12 protein-coding genes are annotated in these 14,223 nt (G+C 67.4%); 7 read left to right on the top strand and 5 right to left on the bottom strand.

All coding sequences use genetic code 11. The features are described 5' to 3' along the window. The first annotated feature begins 66 nt into the window (after positions 1–66). The 3 genes from G0D83_RS09215 to G0D83_RS09205 all read left to right on the top strand — a co-directional run bounded on the left by G0D83_RS09215 (position 67) and on the right by G0D83_RS09205 (position 4,173). A complete protein-coding gene (locus tag G0D83_RS09215; RefSeq protein ID WP_164192417.1) occupies positions 67–1,650 on the top strand; it encodes a xanthine/uracil/vitamin C permease in 1,584 nt (527 codons plus the stop codon). Between the two features lie 117 nt (positions 1,651–1,767). After that, positions 1,768–3,105: a guanine deaminase gene (gene guaD, locus G0D83_RS09210; RefSeq protein WP_164192412.1), complete on the top strand. Its 1,338-nt coding sequence runs from the start codon at positions 1,768–1,770 to the stop codon at positions 3,103–3,105. 186 nt (positions 3,106–3,291) lie between these two features. Then, complete coding sequence (locus tag G0D83_RS09205; protein WP_164192409.1) at positions 3,292–4,173, top strand: bifunctional allantoicase/(S)-ureidoglycine aminohydrolase; 882 nt, start codon at positions 3,292–3,294, stop codon at positions 4,171–4,173. On the opposite strand, the gene bhcR is transcribed toward G0D83_RS09205, so the two are convergent. Then, a complete protein-coding gene (bhcR, locus tag G0D83_RS09200; protein ID WP_164192406.1) occupies positions 4,154–4,996 on the bottom strand; it encodes an HTH-type transcriptional regulator BhcR in 843 nt (280 codons plus the stop codon). The genes G0D83_RS09205 and bhcR overlap by 20 nt on opposite strands. A 168-nt stretch (positions 4,997–5,164) precedes the next feature. On the opposite strand from bhcR, the gene bhcA reads away from it, so the two are divergent. From bhcA to bhcD, 4 genes are all read left to right on the top strand, one after another. After that, positions 5,165–6,355, top strand: coding sequence for an L-aspartate--glyoxylate aminotransferase BhcA (bhcA, locus tag G0D83_RS09195; protein WP_164192403.1), 1,191 nt, complete (start codon positions 5,165–5,167; stop codon positions 6,353–6,355). Further along, complete coding sequence (bhcB, locus tag G0D83_RS09190) at positions 6,355–7,326, top strand: beta-hydroxyaspartate dehydratase BhcB (protein WP_164192400.1); 972 nt, start codon at positions 6,355–6,357, stop codon at positions 7,324–7,326. The genes bhcA and bhcB overlap by 1 nt, the downstream gene beginning before the upstream one ends. 3 nt (positions 7,327–7,329) lie before the next feature. After that, complete coding sequence (bhcC, locus tag G0D83_RS09185; protein WP_164192397.1) at positions 7,330–8,493, top strand: 3-hydroxy-D-aspartate aldolase BhcC; 1,164 nt, start codon at positions 7,330–7,332, stop codon at positions 8,491–8,493. A gap of 106 nt (positions 8,494–8,599) precedes the next feature. Then, positions 8,600–9,565 (top strand): iminosuccinate reductase BhcD, encoded by a 966-nt coding sequence (gene bhcD, locus G0D83_RS09180; protein ID WP_164192393.1) that lies wholly within the window; start codon positions 8,600–8,602, stop codon positions 9,563–9,565. A gap of 177 nt (positions 9,566–9,742) precedes the next feature. On the opposite strand, the gene G0D83_RS09175 is transcribed toward bhcD, so the two are convergent. The 4 genes from G0D83_RS09175 to G0D83_RS09160 all read right to left on the bottom strand — a co-directional run bounded on the left by G0D83_RS09175 (position 9,743) and on the right by G0D83_RS09160 (position 14,222). Continuing rightward, on the bottom strand, positions 9,743–11,206 hold the full coding sequence (locus tag G0D83_RS09175) for a uracil-xanthine permease family protein (protein ID WP_164192390.1): 1,464 nt from the start codon (positions 11,204–11,206) through the stop codon (positions 9,743–9,745). A gap of 52 nt (positions 11,207–11,258) precedes the next feature. Next, on the bottom strand, positions 11,259–11,747 hold the full coding sequence (locus G0D83_RS09170) for an ureidoglycolate lyase (RefSeq protein WP_164192386.1): 489 nt from the start codon (positions 11,745–11,747) through the stop codon (positions 11,259–11,261). Next, positions 11,744–13,180, bottom strand: coding sequence for an allantoinase PuuE (puuE, locus tag G0D83_RS09165; RefSeq protein ID WP_235958017.1), 1,437 nt, complete (start codon positions 13,178–13,180; stop codon positions 11,744–11,746). The genes G0D83_RS09170 and puuE overlap by 4 nt, the downstream gene beginning before the upstream one ends. Positions 13,181–13,304: 124 nt before the next feature. Beyond that, entirely contained in the window at positions 13,305–14,222 is a 918-nt protein-coding gene (locus tag G0D83_RS09160) for a LysR family transcriptional regulator (protein ID WP_370457206.1), read from the bottom strand. Between the last annotated feature and the right edge of the window lies 1 nt (position 14,223).

Genomic DNA, 14,223 nt, shown 5'->3' with positions numbered 1-14,223 from the left:
CCCCGCGTCCGCCCGAAGAGGAGCGGGCGGCGCGGGACAACCGCAAGCAACCCGAGGAGATCCCACATGCGGGAAGGGAGTTATCACTACACGCTGTTCTCACGCAGCGATTTCAGTGCTTTCTGGGCGCTGTTCACCGACAATCTGATCAACCTGATGGTGCTGGCGGGCGTCTGCCAGTTCGTCTTCGGGATGCCCGCCGAGATCGTCTACGGCCGCATCCTGCCCGGCGCGGCGGTGGCGATCCTGTCGGGCGTCGCGGCCTATGTGGTGCTTGCCAAGCGCGCCGCAGCACGGCATGGGCGCGATGTCACGGCCCTGCCCTACGGCATCTCGACGCCGGTGATGTTCGTCTATCTCTTCGGGGTCATCGGTCCGATCTACTGGGCCACCAACGATCCGATGCTGGCCTGGCAGGTCGGCATCGGCGCGGGCTTCATGGGAGGCATCGTCGCCGCCCTCGGTGCCATCGTCGGGCCCTGGCTGAAGCGAGTCACGCCGCGCGCCGGGATGCTCGGCACGCTCTGCGGCATCGCGCTGGTGTTCATCGGCACCGTGCCTTTGGCCACCATCTTCGAGCAGCCCTACATCGGCTTTGCCTCGATGATCATCATCCTCTGGGGGCTTGTCGGGCAGTTCCGCCTGCCGTTCAACATCCCCGCGGGCCTGCTGGCACTCATTGTCGGCACCGCCGTGGCGTTCAGCATCGGCGAGGCGCGGATCAGCTTCGAGGGCACCGGCTTCTATCCGCCGCTTCCCTATGTCGGAGACCTGATGGCGGGGATCAACCATCTCTTCGCCAACCCCGAGCTCTTCCTCGTGCTGGTGCCCGTGCAGATCTACAACTTCATCGAGACGATGAACAACGTCGAGAGCGCGGAAAGCGCCGGCGATCACTACCCGGTGGGCGTGTGCCAGATCACCGACGGGCTCGGCACGATGATCGGCGCGGTCTTCGGCTCGCCCTTCCCCACCACCGCCTATATCGGCCACCCGGCCTACAAGCGCATGGGTGCGCACGCGGGATACATCATCGGTGTGGGTCTGGTCATTCCGCTGGCCGCCTTCCTCGGGTTGCTGGCCTTCCTCAACAACCTGATCCCCGAGGCCGCCGCCGCGCCGGTGCTGGTCTTCGTGGCGCTGAGCCTGATCACCAACACCGCCCATTGCGTCAAACCTGCGCATATGGCCGCCGTCACCATCGCGATGATGCCGCATGTGTCGTCCTTCCTGATGATCAAATGGGGGGCGCTGATGGGCGCGCTGCAGGCCACCGGCGTGCAGGGCCTGCCGCAGCTGGGTGACGAGGCGCTGACCGCCGCGCTGCTGCAGCAGGGCGCGCATTTCGCGGGGCACCTGTCGCTGAGCCAGGGTGCGATCCTCACCGGGCTCATCTGGGGCGCGATCGTCGCGAGCGTGATCGACGGGCGGTTCCGCAATGCCGGGGGCTTCGCGCTCGCCGCCGCGCTCATGTCGCTGGTGGGGATCATCCATGGCGCCAGCCTGCACTGGCCCGCGCTCGGCCCGGTGTCCGCCGGCTACCTGATGGCCGCCGCCTTCCTCTACATCTACCCGCTCTTCCACCGCGAAGGCGCGACGCAGAACCAGAACGTGGTGGTCGAGGAGCCGCCTGCCGCGCCCGCGGAGTGATCCGGGCAGAGCGATCCTCACCCCACCGGCGCGGGCCATATCCCGGCCCGCGCCCCTATGCCCTCCCCCGCCAGATCCCCGGCCAGATCTCCGGCCAACTCCCCGAAAGGTGATCCGATGAAAACCGACCAAGTGCTCCTGCGCGGACGCATCCTCAGTTTCAACGCCGAGCCGCAGGGCCCCGACGACCATGCCGCCTACCGCTACATCGAGGATGGGGGGATCCTGATCGCGGGCGGGATGATCCGCGCCAGCGGCGCCTTCGACCAGCTTGCCCGGCAGGCCCCGAGCGTGCCGGTGGTGGACCACCGCCCGCACCTGCTGATGCCCGGCTTCATCGACACCCACATCCATTACCCGCAGGTGCAGGTCATTGCCTCCTGGGGGGCGCAGCTGCTGGACTGGCTCAACAGCTACACCTTCCCCGAAGAGACCCGCTTTGGCGATCCCGCCCATGCCGGGGCCATGGCAGAGTGGCTGATGGCGCAGCTCTGCGCCCATGGCACCACCACGGCGGTCGCCTATGCTTCCGTCCACGAAACCTCGGCCGAGGCCTTCTTTGCCGCTGCCGCGCGCCGCGACATGCGGATGATCGGCGGCAAGGTGATGATGGACCGCAACGCGCCCGAGGCGCTGCGTGACACGCCGCAATCGGGTTATGACGCCAGCAAGCGGCTGATCGCCCGCTGGCACGGCCGCGGCCGCGCCGGCTATGCCATCACCCCGCGCTTCGCCATCACCTCAAGCCCCGAGCAGATGGAAATGGCCGGCGCGCTCGTCGCCGAGCACCCCGAGTGCTTCCTGCAGACCCATCTCTCGGAGAACCGCGACGAGATCGCCTATACGCTCAGCCTCTACCCCGAAGCGCCGGACTATCTTGGCGTCTACGAGCGGTATGGCCTGCTTGGGCCCAAGACGCTGCTCGGCCATTCGATCCACCTCGAGCCCCGCGAGATCGACCTGCTGGCCGAGACCGGCGCCAAGCCCGTCTTCTGTCCGACCTCGAACCTCTTTCTTGGCAGCGGGCTCTTCGACGACGCCGGGTTGCGCGCGCGCGGCATTTGCAATGGCATCGCAACCGACGTCGGCGCGGGCACCAGCTACTCGATGCTGCAGACCCTGAACGAGGCCTACAAGGTGCTGCAGCTTCAGGGCCAGAAACTCCACCCGCTGCGTGCTTTCCACTGGATCACCCGCGGCAATGCCGTGGCGCTGGGGCTGGAGGACAAGATCGGCACGCTGGAGCCGGGGACCGAGGCGGATATCGTGGTGCTCGACTCCTCGGCGACCGAGCCGATGGCCCTGCGCATGCAGCGGGCCGGGACTCTGAGCGAAGAGCTTTTCGTGCTTCAGATGCTTGGCGACGACCGCGCCGTGGCAGAGACCTATGTCGCGGGCCTGCCGCAGAAAAACGCAGCGGTCCGCGCTCCGCGACCCGAACTGCAGTCCGCCTGAACCCGCCCCTGCCACATCCGCCATCTCTGGCGAGATGAGGCATCCATGGGCGCGGCTTTCGGCAAATCCGAAAGCCGCGCCGCGATTATCCTTTTTTCCAAAAAGGACTTTTCGCCCCGCGCCCTGTCGCCCGCGCCGCCCGGAGGGCCCATACTTCCGGCAGTTCCCCTCCCATCGGAGCCCCAGATGACCCAGACCCCTTCCTACTACGCCCCCACCGGCGGCCATCCGCCGCAAAGCCAGCTCCTGACCGACCGCGCGGTGTTCACCGATGCCTACGCGGTGATCCCCAAGGGCACGATGCGCGACATCGTCACCAGCTTCCTCCCGTTCTGGGAGGACACGCGTCTGTGGGTGCTGTCGCGCCCGCTCAGCGGTTTTGCCGAGACCTTCTCGCAGTACATTATGGAGGTGCAGCCGGGCGGCGGCTCGGACCATCCCGAGACCGACGCGGGCGCCGAGGGCGTGCTCTTTGTCGTCGGCGGCGAAGCTGTGCTGACCGTCGAAGGCGAGGCGCATGTTCTGCGCGAGGGCGGCTACGCCTTCCTGCCGCCCGCGACGCTTTGGAGCCTGCGCAACACGGGTGAAGACATCCTGCGCTTCCACTGGATCCGCAAGGCCTACGAGGCAGTGCCCGGCCTGCCCCACCCCGAGGTGATCATCGCCAACGAGCAGGACATCGCCCCCACGCCCATGCCCGGCACCGACGGCAAATGGGCCACCACCCGCTTTGTCGATCCGTCGGACCTGCGCCACGATATGCACGTCACGGTTGTGACCTTCGAACCCGGCGCGGTGATCCCCTTTGCCGAGACCCACGTGATGGAGCACGGGCTCTACGTGCTCGAGGGCAAGGCGGTGTACCGGCTCAACCAGGACTGGGTCGAGGTCGAGGCCGGGGATTATATGTGGCTGCGCGCCTTCTGCCCGCAGGCCTGCTACGCGGGCGGTCCGGGCCGGTTCCGCTACCTGCTCTACAAGGACGTCAACCGGCACATGGCGCTGCGTCCGTCGGGCGCGGCACAGCCGATGTCCGCGCCCCGCAAGGTCAGCGCTCCGGCGGGCTGACCCCGCCGATCGCCGCCGTAAGCTCCCGGGCCGCGCGCATCACCGCGCGGCTCGTTTCGTTTGTGCTCTCCTCGCGCATACGGATCGTCGGGCCGGACACCGAAATGCCCGCCACTGCCTCGCCCGAGACATCGAAGACCGCCGCCGCGATGCAGCGCATTCCCAGATTCTTTTCTTCTGCATCAATAGAATAGCCCCGCGTCCGGATCGCCGCGAGATCGGCGCGCAGTGCCTCCGGCTCGGCCAACGTGTGCTCGGTGAAGCGCTCCATGTCCCGCGCCAGCAGTTTCTCCAGGCGCTCCCCCGCCATCTCGGCCAACAGCGCCTTGCCAATGCCAGAGGCATGCAGCGGCGACAGCGTGCCCGGCGGAAAGAACGCGCGGATGCTCTCATGTGTCTCGACCTGGCTGACGAAAAGCACCGACGCCTCGCGCACGATGCCGAGGTTGGCCGTCTCGCCCGTGTCTTCCATCAACGTGCGCAGGATAGGTCGCGCCCGCTCGACGAGGCTGGTCCGGCGCAGGAAGCGTGCGCCGATGACAAAGGATTGCGGGCCGACGTGCCAGAGCTGCTCGGTGGGATCGAACTCGACCATCCGCCGGCCTTCGAGGGTGACGAGGATGCGATAAACCGTGGCCGGGGATTGCTGCAGATCGCTCGCCAGTTCCGACAACGTGAGGCCTGGGCGGGCACTCAGGTAGTCCAGCACCTCCATCGCTCGGTCGAGCGACTTGATGGTGTTCTGCGCGCTGTTGTCCTCCCATCCACGCGGCCGGCCGCGGGCACGGCGGGGGGTGATTTCGGCATCTTTAGGAGAATCCATAAAATCTCTTTCATTCATCTTGAAAGCGAAATTCACGATATGAAAAAATCAACCAACTGACAACGAATGCTTTTCCTGCTTGGCTCATTTCTGAAAAACGATTTCAAAAAAATTTCGCCGCGGGCCGCCTCCGGTTAGGGTCGTTTCCAGCGACCAGAGGAGGTGGCCATGAGCTTTCAGAACCCCGTTTTCATTCCGGGCCCGACCAACATCCCCGAGCGCCTGCGCAAGGCCTGCGATATGCCGACGATCGACCATCGCTCGCCGCTGTTCGGGCAGATCCTGCACCCCGCCCGCGAGGGCGTGCGCAAGGTGCTGAAGAGCACGCGCGCCGAGGTGTTCATCTTCCCCTCGACCGGCACCGGGGGTTGGGAGACGGCGCTGAGCAACACGCTCTCGCCTGGCGACACCGTGCTGGCGGCGCGCAATGGCATGTTCAGCCACCGCTGGATCGACATGTGCCAGCGCCACGGGCTGAACGCCGAGGTCGTCGAGACGCCCTGGGGCGAGGGCCTGCCCGCGGAGCGCTACGCAGAGGTCCTGGCCGCGGACAAGCAGCATCGTATCAAGGCGGTTCTCGCCACCCACAACGAGACCGCCACCGGCGTGCGCTCGGACATCGCCGCGGTGCGCCGCGCGCTCGATGACGCGGGCCACCCGGCGCTGCTGTTTGTCGATGGCGTCAGCTCGATCGCCTCGATGGATTTCCGCTTTGACGAGTGGGGCGTCGACTGCGCCGTCACCGGCTCGCAGAAAGGTTTCATGCTGCCGCCGGGCCTTGCCATCGTGGGCTTCAGCGACAAGGCCATGGCGGCCACAAAGACCGCCAAGCTGCCGCGCACCTTCTTCGACGTGCAGGACATGGCGAAGGGTTATGCCAACAACGCCTACCCCTACACCCCCGCCGTCGGCCTGCTGAACGGGCTGAACGAGGCCTGCCGCCTGTTGCTGGACGAGGGGCTGGAGAACGTCTTTGCCCGCCACCACCGCATCGCGGAAGGCGTGCGCTCGGCGGTCCGCGCCTGGGGCCTCGAACTTTGCGCCGCCTCGCCCGAGGTCTACTCGGACACGGTCAGCGCCATCCGCACGCCCGAAGGGTTCAACGCCACCGACATTGTCAGCCACGCCGCGCAGACCTATGGCGTCGCCTTCGGCACCGGGCTTGGCGAGGTTGCCGGCAAGGTGTTCCGCATCGGCCACCTCGGCAGCCTGACCGATGTGATGACCCTTTCCGGTCTCGCTTGCGCCGAGATGTGCATGAAGGACCTTGGGCTCGACATCACGCTCGGCTCGGGCGTCGCGGCGGCGCAGGAGTTCTACCGCGCCACCCCCGCGCTCGTCCGGAAGGAGGCCGCGTGATGAAGGATATCGCGCTGAGCATCCCCACCTATGACGACATGCTGGCGGCCCACGCCCGCATCACGCCGCACATCCACCGCACCCCGGTCCTGACCTCGTCCTTCCTGAACGAGCTCACCGGCGCGCAGCTCTTCTTCAAGTGCGAGAACTTCCAGAAGGCCGGCGCCTTCAAGGTGCGCGGCGCCTCCAACGCGGTCTTCAGCCTGACGGACGCCGAGGCGGCACGCGGCGTCTGCACCCACAGCTCGGGCAACCACGCGCTGTCGCTGAGCTATGCCGCCGGGCGGCGCGGCATCCCCTGCAACGTGGTGATGCCGCGGAGCGCGCCTCAGGCCAAGAAGGACGCCGTACGCGGCTACGGCGGGATCATCACCGAATGCGAGCCCTCGACCAGCTCGCGCGAGGCGGTGTTCGCCGAGGTGCAGGCGGCGACGGGGGGCGATTTCGTCCACCCCTACAACGACCCCCGCGTCGTCGCGGGCCAGGGCACCTGCTCGCGCGAGTTCATGGAACAGACCGACGGGCTCGACATGGTCGTGGCGCCCATCGGCGGCGGCGGGATGATCTCGGGCACCTGTCTCACGCTCTCCACGCTCGCCCCCGAAGTCCAGGTCATCGCCGCCGAGCCCGAGCAGGCCGATGACGCCTACCGCAGCTTCAAGGCCGGGCACATCATCGCCGATGACGCGCCCGAGACCGTGGCAGACGGGCTGAAGGTGCCGCTGAAGGATCTGACCTGGCACTTCGTCTCCAGCCACGTCAGCGACATCCTCACCGCCTCGGAAGAGGAAATCGTCGAGGCGATGAAGCTGATCTGGAAGCGCATGAAGATCGTGATGGAGCCATCGAGCGCCGTGCCGCTTGCCACAATCCTCAAGAACCGCGACCGTTTCGCTGGAAAGCGCGTCGGTCTCATCATCACCGGCGGCAATGTCGATCTCGACCGTCTGCCCTGGACCAAAGGAGCCTGAGCCATGAATGCACCCGTGACTTTCGACCAACTCGAGGTCGGCTTCGACGTGCCCGCCCTGCCGGGCATGGACGCGGCGGACATCCAGACACCCTGTCTCGTGCTCGATCTGGATGCGCTCGAGCGCAACATCCGCAAGATGGGCGACTACGCCCGCGCCCACAACATGCGTCACCGCGTGCACGGCAAGATGCACAAATCGGTGGACGTGGCCAAGCTGCAGATCCGGCTCGGCGGGGCCATTGGCGTCTGCTGCCAGAAGGTGTCGGAGGCCGAGGTCTTCGTGCGCGGTGGCGTCAAGGATGTGCTGGTTTCGAACCAGGTGCGCGATCCGCGCAAGATCGACCGGCTGGCGCGGCTGCCGAAGCTCGGCGCGAAGATCATCGTCTGCGTCGACGACCTCGCCAATGTGGCCGAGCTGGCAGAGGCCGCGCAGCGCCATGGCACCACCATCGAGTGCTTCGTCGAGATCGACTGCGGCGCGGGCCGCTGCGGCGTGACCACCTCCGAGGCGGTTGTGCAGATCGCGCTTGCCATCGATGCCGCCCAGGGCCTCGAATTCACCGGCATCCAAGCCTACCAGGGCGCCATGCAGCACCTCGACAGCTACGAGGCGCGGCGCGACAAGCTGAACGTTGCCATCGCGCAGGTGAAGGAGGCCGTCGCCGCGCTTGAGGCCGTGGGCCTGAAGCCCGATCTGGTCTCTGGCGGCGGCACCGGCAGCTACTATTTTGAGAGCAACTCCGGCGTCTACAACGAGCTGCAATGCGGCTCCTACGCCTTCATGGATGCCGATTACGGCCGGATCCGTGACAAGGACGGCAACCGCATCGACGACGGCGAATGGGAGAATGCCTTCTTCATCCTCACCCAGGTGATGAGCCACGCCAAGTCCGACAAGGCGATTTGCGACGCGGGCCTCAAGGCCCAGTCCATCGACAGTGGCCTGCCGGTGATCTACGGGCGCACCGACGTGGAATACGTCAAGTGCTCGGACGAGCACGGCGTGATCGCCGATCCCTCGGGCGTGCTGAAGGTCGGCGACAAGCTGAAGCTGGTGCCCGGCCACTGCGACCCCACCGCCAATGTCCACGACTGGTACGTCGGCGTGCGCGGCGGCAAGGTCGAGACGCTCTGGCCGGTCTCGGCGCGCGGCAAGGCTTACTGAACCGCACCCCCCCTCATGCCCCGCGCGCCCGCTCACCCCGCGGGCGCGCCTTGCCCGCGCGTCCATAGTCCCGGCGCGCGGGCCTTTTTCACGAAAGGAGAGCCCCATGCTCATCGTTCCCGAACGCGAGATCGCCGACCTGATGACTCGCGAGGCCGCCTTTGCCGCGGTCGAGAAGGTGTTTGCCGCCATGGCCGCCGGAGACGCCTACAACTTCCCCGTGGTCCGTGAAGCCATCGGCCACCAAGACGCGCTCTACGGCTTCAAGGGCGGGTTCGACCGCTCCGGCCTGACACTGGGGCTGAAGGCCGGCGGCTACTGGCCCAACAACCTCGAAGAGCGTGGCCTCATCAACCACCAGTCCACCGTGTTCCTCTTCGATCCCGATACCGGCAGGGCAAAGGCCATGGTCGGGGGCAACCTGCTGACGGCGCTGCGCACCGCCGCCGCCTCCTCGGTGTCGATCCGCCATCTCGCGCGAGAGGACGCCCGGGTGATCGGCATGGTCGGCGCGGGACACCAGGCGACCTTCCAGCTGCGGGCCGCGCTCGAGCAGCGCGACTTCGACAAGGTGATCGGCTGGAACCTGCATCCCGAGATGCTGCCCAACCTCGAGAAGGTTGCCGCCGAGGCGGGCCTGCCCTTCGAGGCGGTCGAACTCGAGGGCATGCGCGAGGCAGATGTGATCATTTCGATCACCTCCTCCTTCGCGCCGATCCTTCTTGCCGAGCACGTCTCGCCGGGCTGCCACATCGCCTGCATGGGCACCGACACCAAGGGCAAGCAGGAGGCCGCGCCGGAGCTGCTGGCAAAGGCGACGGTGTTCACCGACGAAGTCGCGCAGTCGGTCTCGATCGGCGAGGCGCAGCACGCGGTCGCCGCAGGGCTGATCGGCGACGCCGACATCATCCAACTCGGCGCGGTGATCGGCGGCGCACACATCGGGCGCAGCTCGGCCGAGGAGATCACCCTCTTCGACGGCACCGGCGTCGGCCTGCAGGATCTGGCCGTGGCCGCGGCTGTGGTCGATCTGGCCATCGAGAAGGGCATCGCGATCGAGGTCGATTTCTGAGCCATCTTACTGCGGTGCACGGGCGGGGCGGAGGCGGCAAGCCTCCGCCCTTTCTCTTTTGTGGAATGCAGCCCCCGTGCCCACCCGGAAAAAGGCCGAAGGTCGCCCGGCGCTCTCCCGAATGCAAACGGCGCGCCCCGAGGGGCGCGCCGCAGCTTCCGCGAAGGATCGATGGGGTCAGGCGCTCTCGCCGCGCGGCTCCTCTCCGCGATGGCCGGCCATGCCGCCCGAAACCTCTTCGGTGGATTCCTCGGCCAGCTCCTTCGGCAGCACGAGGTTGAGCGCGATGGCGATCACCGCTGCGGGCAGGATCCCCGAGGCGCCGAGGATGCGCAGCGTGTCGGGCAGGTGCTGCAGCGCATTGGGCGCGCCCGGCGCGACGTTCAACACTTCGAGCTGCAACCCGAGCCCGACCGAGAGCGCCACGGCGAAGATCACCATGTTGCGCCGCGTCCAGTCGACGTCGGACAGCATCGAGATACCCGAGGCGACGACCATGCCGAACATCACGATGACGCCGCCGCCGAGAACCTCGATCGGCACGGTGCGGATCACGCCGCCGACCTTCGGCACCAGCCCGCAGACAATCAGGAAGATCGCGCCGATGGTCACCACATGGCGGCTCATCACGCCGGTCATGGCGATGAGCCCGACGTTCTGGCTGAACGAGGTGTTGGGCAGGCCGCCGAAGATCCCGGCGATGGCCGAGCCGACACCGTCGGCATAGGTGGCCCCGGCGATCTCGCGGTCGGTGGCCTCGCGGCCCGCGCCGCCCTTGGTGATGCCCGAAACGTCGCCGACGGTCTCGACCGCCGAGACGAAGGCCATCAGGCAAAAGCCGATGACCCCGGCGACCGTGAACTCGATGCCGTAGCGGAACGGCTGCGGCAGCGAGAAGGCGGCGGCGTTCTGCCACGAGCCGGCGATGGCGTCGAACGACAGCAGCCCGGTGAAGATCGCGTAGATATAGCCCACGAGAATGCCCACCAGCACCGCCGAGATGCTGAGCATGCCGCGGGCGAAGAACTTCAGCCCCAGCGTCACCGCCAGCACCACCAGCGCCGCCGACCAGCTTGCCCAAGACCCGTAGCTGGCGAGCCCGGCCTCCTTGGCCGGAACGCCGCCCGCCGCGTATTCGATGCCGACCTTGACCAGCGCGAGGCCGATCATCGTGACGACCAGCCCGGTCACCAGCGGCGGCAACGCAAAGCGGATGCGGCCGATCACCGTGCCAAGGAGCGCGTGGAAGAGGCCGCCCGCGAGGATGCCGCCGAACATGGCTGCAAGCCCGTCGACCCCCTTGCCCGCGACCAGCGGGATCATGATCGGGATGAAGGCAAAGCTTGTGCCCTGCACGATCGGAAGGCCCGCCCCGATCGGCCCCAGCGTCAGTGTCTGGAACAGCGTCGCCACCCCGGCAAAGAGCATGGACATCTGGATGAGGTAGAGCAGTTCCGGGAAGTCGGGGCTGTTCGAGCCGAAGCCGAAACCCGCCGCGCCCGCGACGATGATCGCCGGGGTCACGTTCGAGACGAACATCGCCAGCACGTGCTGGATGCCGAGCGGGATGGCGCGGCTGAGCGCGGGGGTGAAGTTCGGATCGCGCAATTGCTCGGGCGTTCCGATGCGGTGGTCGGTCATGTCTTGGGGTGCTCCCTGCTGGGGCGCGGGGCCGGTCTTGCTGCCGGCTTCCTCACGCGGTGGCGTGAACGAGGTAAGGCTCTTCGAACCAGTGCTCCTCGAGGTTTGGCCCCGCGCCGATCCGGTCGATCACGGCGAAGAGCCCCGGCGCGCGCAGCGGGGTCAGCACCCCGTGCCACGTGCCGCGGTGGAAATTGATCCCCTGTCCGGGGCGGGTGAGAAAGGCGCGGGGCGTTCCCGGCACGCCGCCCTCATCGGGGGCGACAACCACGAGGAACGGATCATGGCTCATCGGCAGAAAGGCCTGGCTGCCCTGTGGGTGGCGCTCGACCATCTCGAGCCGCAAGGGCAGCGCGCGCGGCTCCGCCCTGAAGAGGCTGATCCCGGCGTGGCCATCCAGCATGTCGAGCGTCGCGCGGTCGTGGAAACGTCCGCACAGCCCCTGGTTGATGATCCGGTCAGGCGGTCCCTCCGCCTCCAGCACCTCGCCAAATGGGGCAAAGGCGGCGGCGGCAAGAGGTTCGGCGAGGATCCGGCTCATGCGCCGAGCTTGTCCATCAGGCGCAGCTCGGCGATGCGCTCGACCTGCCTGCACGCCTCGTCGAACTCGGTGGCGCGATCATTGCCGAGGCGGCGGTGAAAGGCCTTCATGATCGAGGCCTTGTCGTTGTCACGCACGGCAATGATGAAGGGAAAGCCGAATTTCGCGGTATAGGCCTCGTTGAGCCCGGTGAAGGCGTCGCGCTCGGCATCGGTCAGCGCATCGAGCCCCGCCCCCGCCTGCTCGGCGGTCGACTCCTCGGTGAGCCGCTTGGCCTGTGCCAGCTTGCCCGCCAGATCGGGGTGCGCGGTCAGCACGGCAAGCCGCTGTTCGTCGGAGGCCGCGCGGAAGACCCGCGCCAGCGCGGCATGAACGCCGCGCGCGGTGTCATGGGTCTGCCCGAGTTCCAGCGCATGGGCGCCCTCGGCGATCCAAGGGCTGTGCTCGAAGACGCCGCCGAAGGCCTCCACGAAGGCGCGGCGGTCCATCCGCGACGGGCGCGGGCCGGTCGGCGCGGGATGCTCCGTCGCCCAATGCTCGGCGATCTGCGCGCGGGTGGCGAACCAGACGCCCTCCTGCGCGGCCATGTGGGCCAGCACCCGCTTCAGCGCCGCCACCCGGCCCGGACGACCGACGAGCCGGCAATGCAGGCCGATCGACAGCATCTTCGGCGCCCCCGCGAGGCCCTCCTCATAAAGCGTATCGAAACTGTCGCGCAGGTAGGTCTCGAACTGGTCGCCCGAGTTGAACCCCTGCGGCGAGGCGAAGCGCATGTCATTGGCGTCGAGCGTATAGGGCACGATCAGCTGCTCCTTGCTGCCGACCTTCACCCAATAGGGCAGGTCGTCGGCGTAACTGTCGGCGATGTAGTCGAAATCCCCCTCCTCGGCGGCGAGACGCACGGTGTTCATCGAGCAGCGCCCGGTGTACCAGCCGCGCGGCGGCGCGCCGGTGACAAGGCTGTGCAAGCGGATCGCCTCGCGGATCTGCGCGCGTTCCTCTTCCTCGGGCATGTCCTTGTGCTCGACCCACTTGAGCCCATGCGAGGCGATCTCCCAGCCGGCGCGCTGCATGGCAGAGACCTGCTCTGGCGCACGGGCAAGCGCGGTGGCGACGCCGTAGACGGTGACGGGGATGTCCTTCAGCAGCCGGTGCAGCCGCCAGAATCCGGCGCGGGCGCCGTATTCGTAGATCGACTCCATGTTCCAGTGACGCTGGCCCAGCCATGGCGCCGCGCCGACGATCTCGGACAGGAAGGCCTCGGAGGCGGCGTCGCCGTGCAGGATGTTGTTCTCGCCGCCTTCTTCGTAATTCACCACGATCTGCACCGCGATCTTCGCGCCGTTCGGCCAGTTCGCGGCGGGCGGGGACTCGCCATATCCGGTCATGTCGGGGGGATAGCGGGGTGCGGTCAGCGGGCTCAGCAGCGTCATCTGGGACGGGCTCCTTCGGTGTTGCCTCCGGGTCATCCCTAAGGTGTAATCCGGATAATGCCGGATGATTTTCAATTTCCGTTTGAAGCTGCCTCAACCACCTTGCGTGGAGCCCGGCGCGCCCCTAGCGCCCGCTTTCCGTCGCGCGGTCCTCGGCCTGCCGGATAGCCGCGCCGACCCGGTCGGTGATGTAATCCATGAAGAGCCGCGTCTTGGGGTCCTGTCCCTTGCGATGGGTGAACAGGCAGGCCATTTGAATCGGCTCGGGCGGCGTGTCCTCGGCCACCGGGACCAACCGGCCGATGCGCAGGTATTCGGCCACTTCGAAGACCGGCTTCAGCGCGATCCCTTCGCCCGCCAGCGCCCAGTCGGTCAGCACGTCGCCGTCATCGGATTCGTAGCGTCCGGAGACGGCGAAGCGTTTCGGCCCCTCGGGCGTGCGCAGCCGCCACTGGAACTCGGTGGCGCCGGGAAAGCGCAGGTTGAGGCATTCGTGGCGGTGGGCGATCAGCGCCTCGCCCGAGGTCGGGTTGCCCCGCCGCGCGGTGTAGGAGGGCGCGGCGACGAGCACGCGCTGCACATCGGCGATCTTGCGCATCCGCAGCGCGCTGTCCTCGGGCGTCCCGAGGAAGAACGCCAGATCGAGCCCCTCGGTTGTCAGGTCCACCTTGCGATCCGACAGGCGAAGGCGGATCTGCACATCCGGGTATTCCTTGAGGAACCCGGGCACATGGGGCGCGATCAGCCGCCTGCCGACGCCGAGAGGCGCCGCGACGTAGAGCGAGCCCTTCGGGTTGTCGGTGAGCTGGGCCACCTGCGCCTCGGCCATCTCCAGCACCTCGAGCACTTCGCGCGCTCCCCCGTAGAAGGCCCGACCCTGCTCAGTCGGGGCGAGGTTGCGCGTGGTGCGCTGGAAGAGCCGCACGTTGAGATGCTCCTCGAGCTGCGAGATTCGCGCCGAAGTGACCGCCGGTGAGATTCGCAGGTCGCGGCCCGCGGCGGACATGCTGCCCAACTCGTAGACACGGACGAAGGTGCGGATA

The sequence above is a fragment of the Salipiger sp. PrR003 genome (assembly GCF_010500785.1).
Lineage (GTDB): Bacteria > Pseudomonadota > Alphaproteobacteria > Rhodobacterales > Rhodobacteraceae > Salipiger > Salipiger pacificus_A.
Note: the sequence above shows the minus strand (reverse complement) of the source record. Positions and strands in the feature narration are given on the sequence as shown.

Excerpts from the sequence above, each read along its gene's own strand:
- G0D83_RS09215 (WP_164192417.1), top strand. The coding sequence starts at position 67 with ATGCGGGAAGGGAGTTATCACTACACGCTGTTCTCACGCAGCGATTTC.
- guaD (WP_164192412.1), top strand. The coding sequence starts at position 1,768 with ATGAAAACCGACCAAGTGCTCCTGCGCGGACGCATCCTCAGTTTCAAC.
- G0D83_RS09205 (WP_164192409.1), top strand. The coding sequence starts at position 3,292 with ATGACCCAGACCCCTTCCTACTACGCCCCCACCGGCGGCCATCCGCCG.
- bhcR (WP_164192406.1), bottom strand. The coding sequence starts at position 4,996 with ATGGATTCTCCTAAAGATGCCGAAATCACCCCCCGCCGTGCCCGCGGC.
- bhcA (WP_164192403.1), top strand. The coding sequence starts at position 5,165 with ATGAGCTTTCAGAACCCCGTTTTCATTCCGGGCCCGACCAACATCCCC.
- bhcB (WP_164192400.1), top strand. The coding sequence starts at position 6,355 with ATGAAGGATATCGCGCTGAGCATCCCCACCTATGACGACATGCTGGCG.
- bhcC (WP_164192397.1), top strand. The coding sequence starts at position 7,330 with ATGAATGCACCCGTGACTTTCGACCAACTCGAGGTCGGCTTCGACGTG.
- bhcD (WP_164192393.1), top strand. The coding sequence starts at position 8,600 with ATGCTCATCGTTCCCGAACGCGAGATCGCCGACCTGATGACTCGCGAG.
- G0D83_RS09175 (WP_164192390.1), bottom strand. The coding sequence starts at position 11,206 with ATGACCGACCACCGCATCGGAACGCCCGAGCAATTGCGCGATCCGAAC.
- G0D83_RS09170 (WP_164192386.1), bottom strand. The coding sequence starts at position 11,747 with ATGAGCCGGATCCTCGCCGAACCTCTTGCCGCCGCCGCCTTTGCCCCA.
- puuE (WP_235958017.1), bottom strand. The coding sequence starts at position 13,180 with ATGACGCTGCTGAGCCCGCTGACCGCACCCCGCTATCCCCCCGACATG.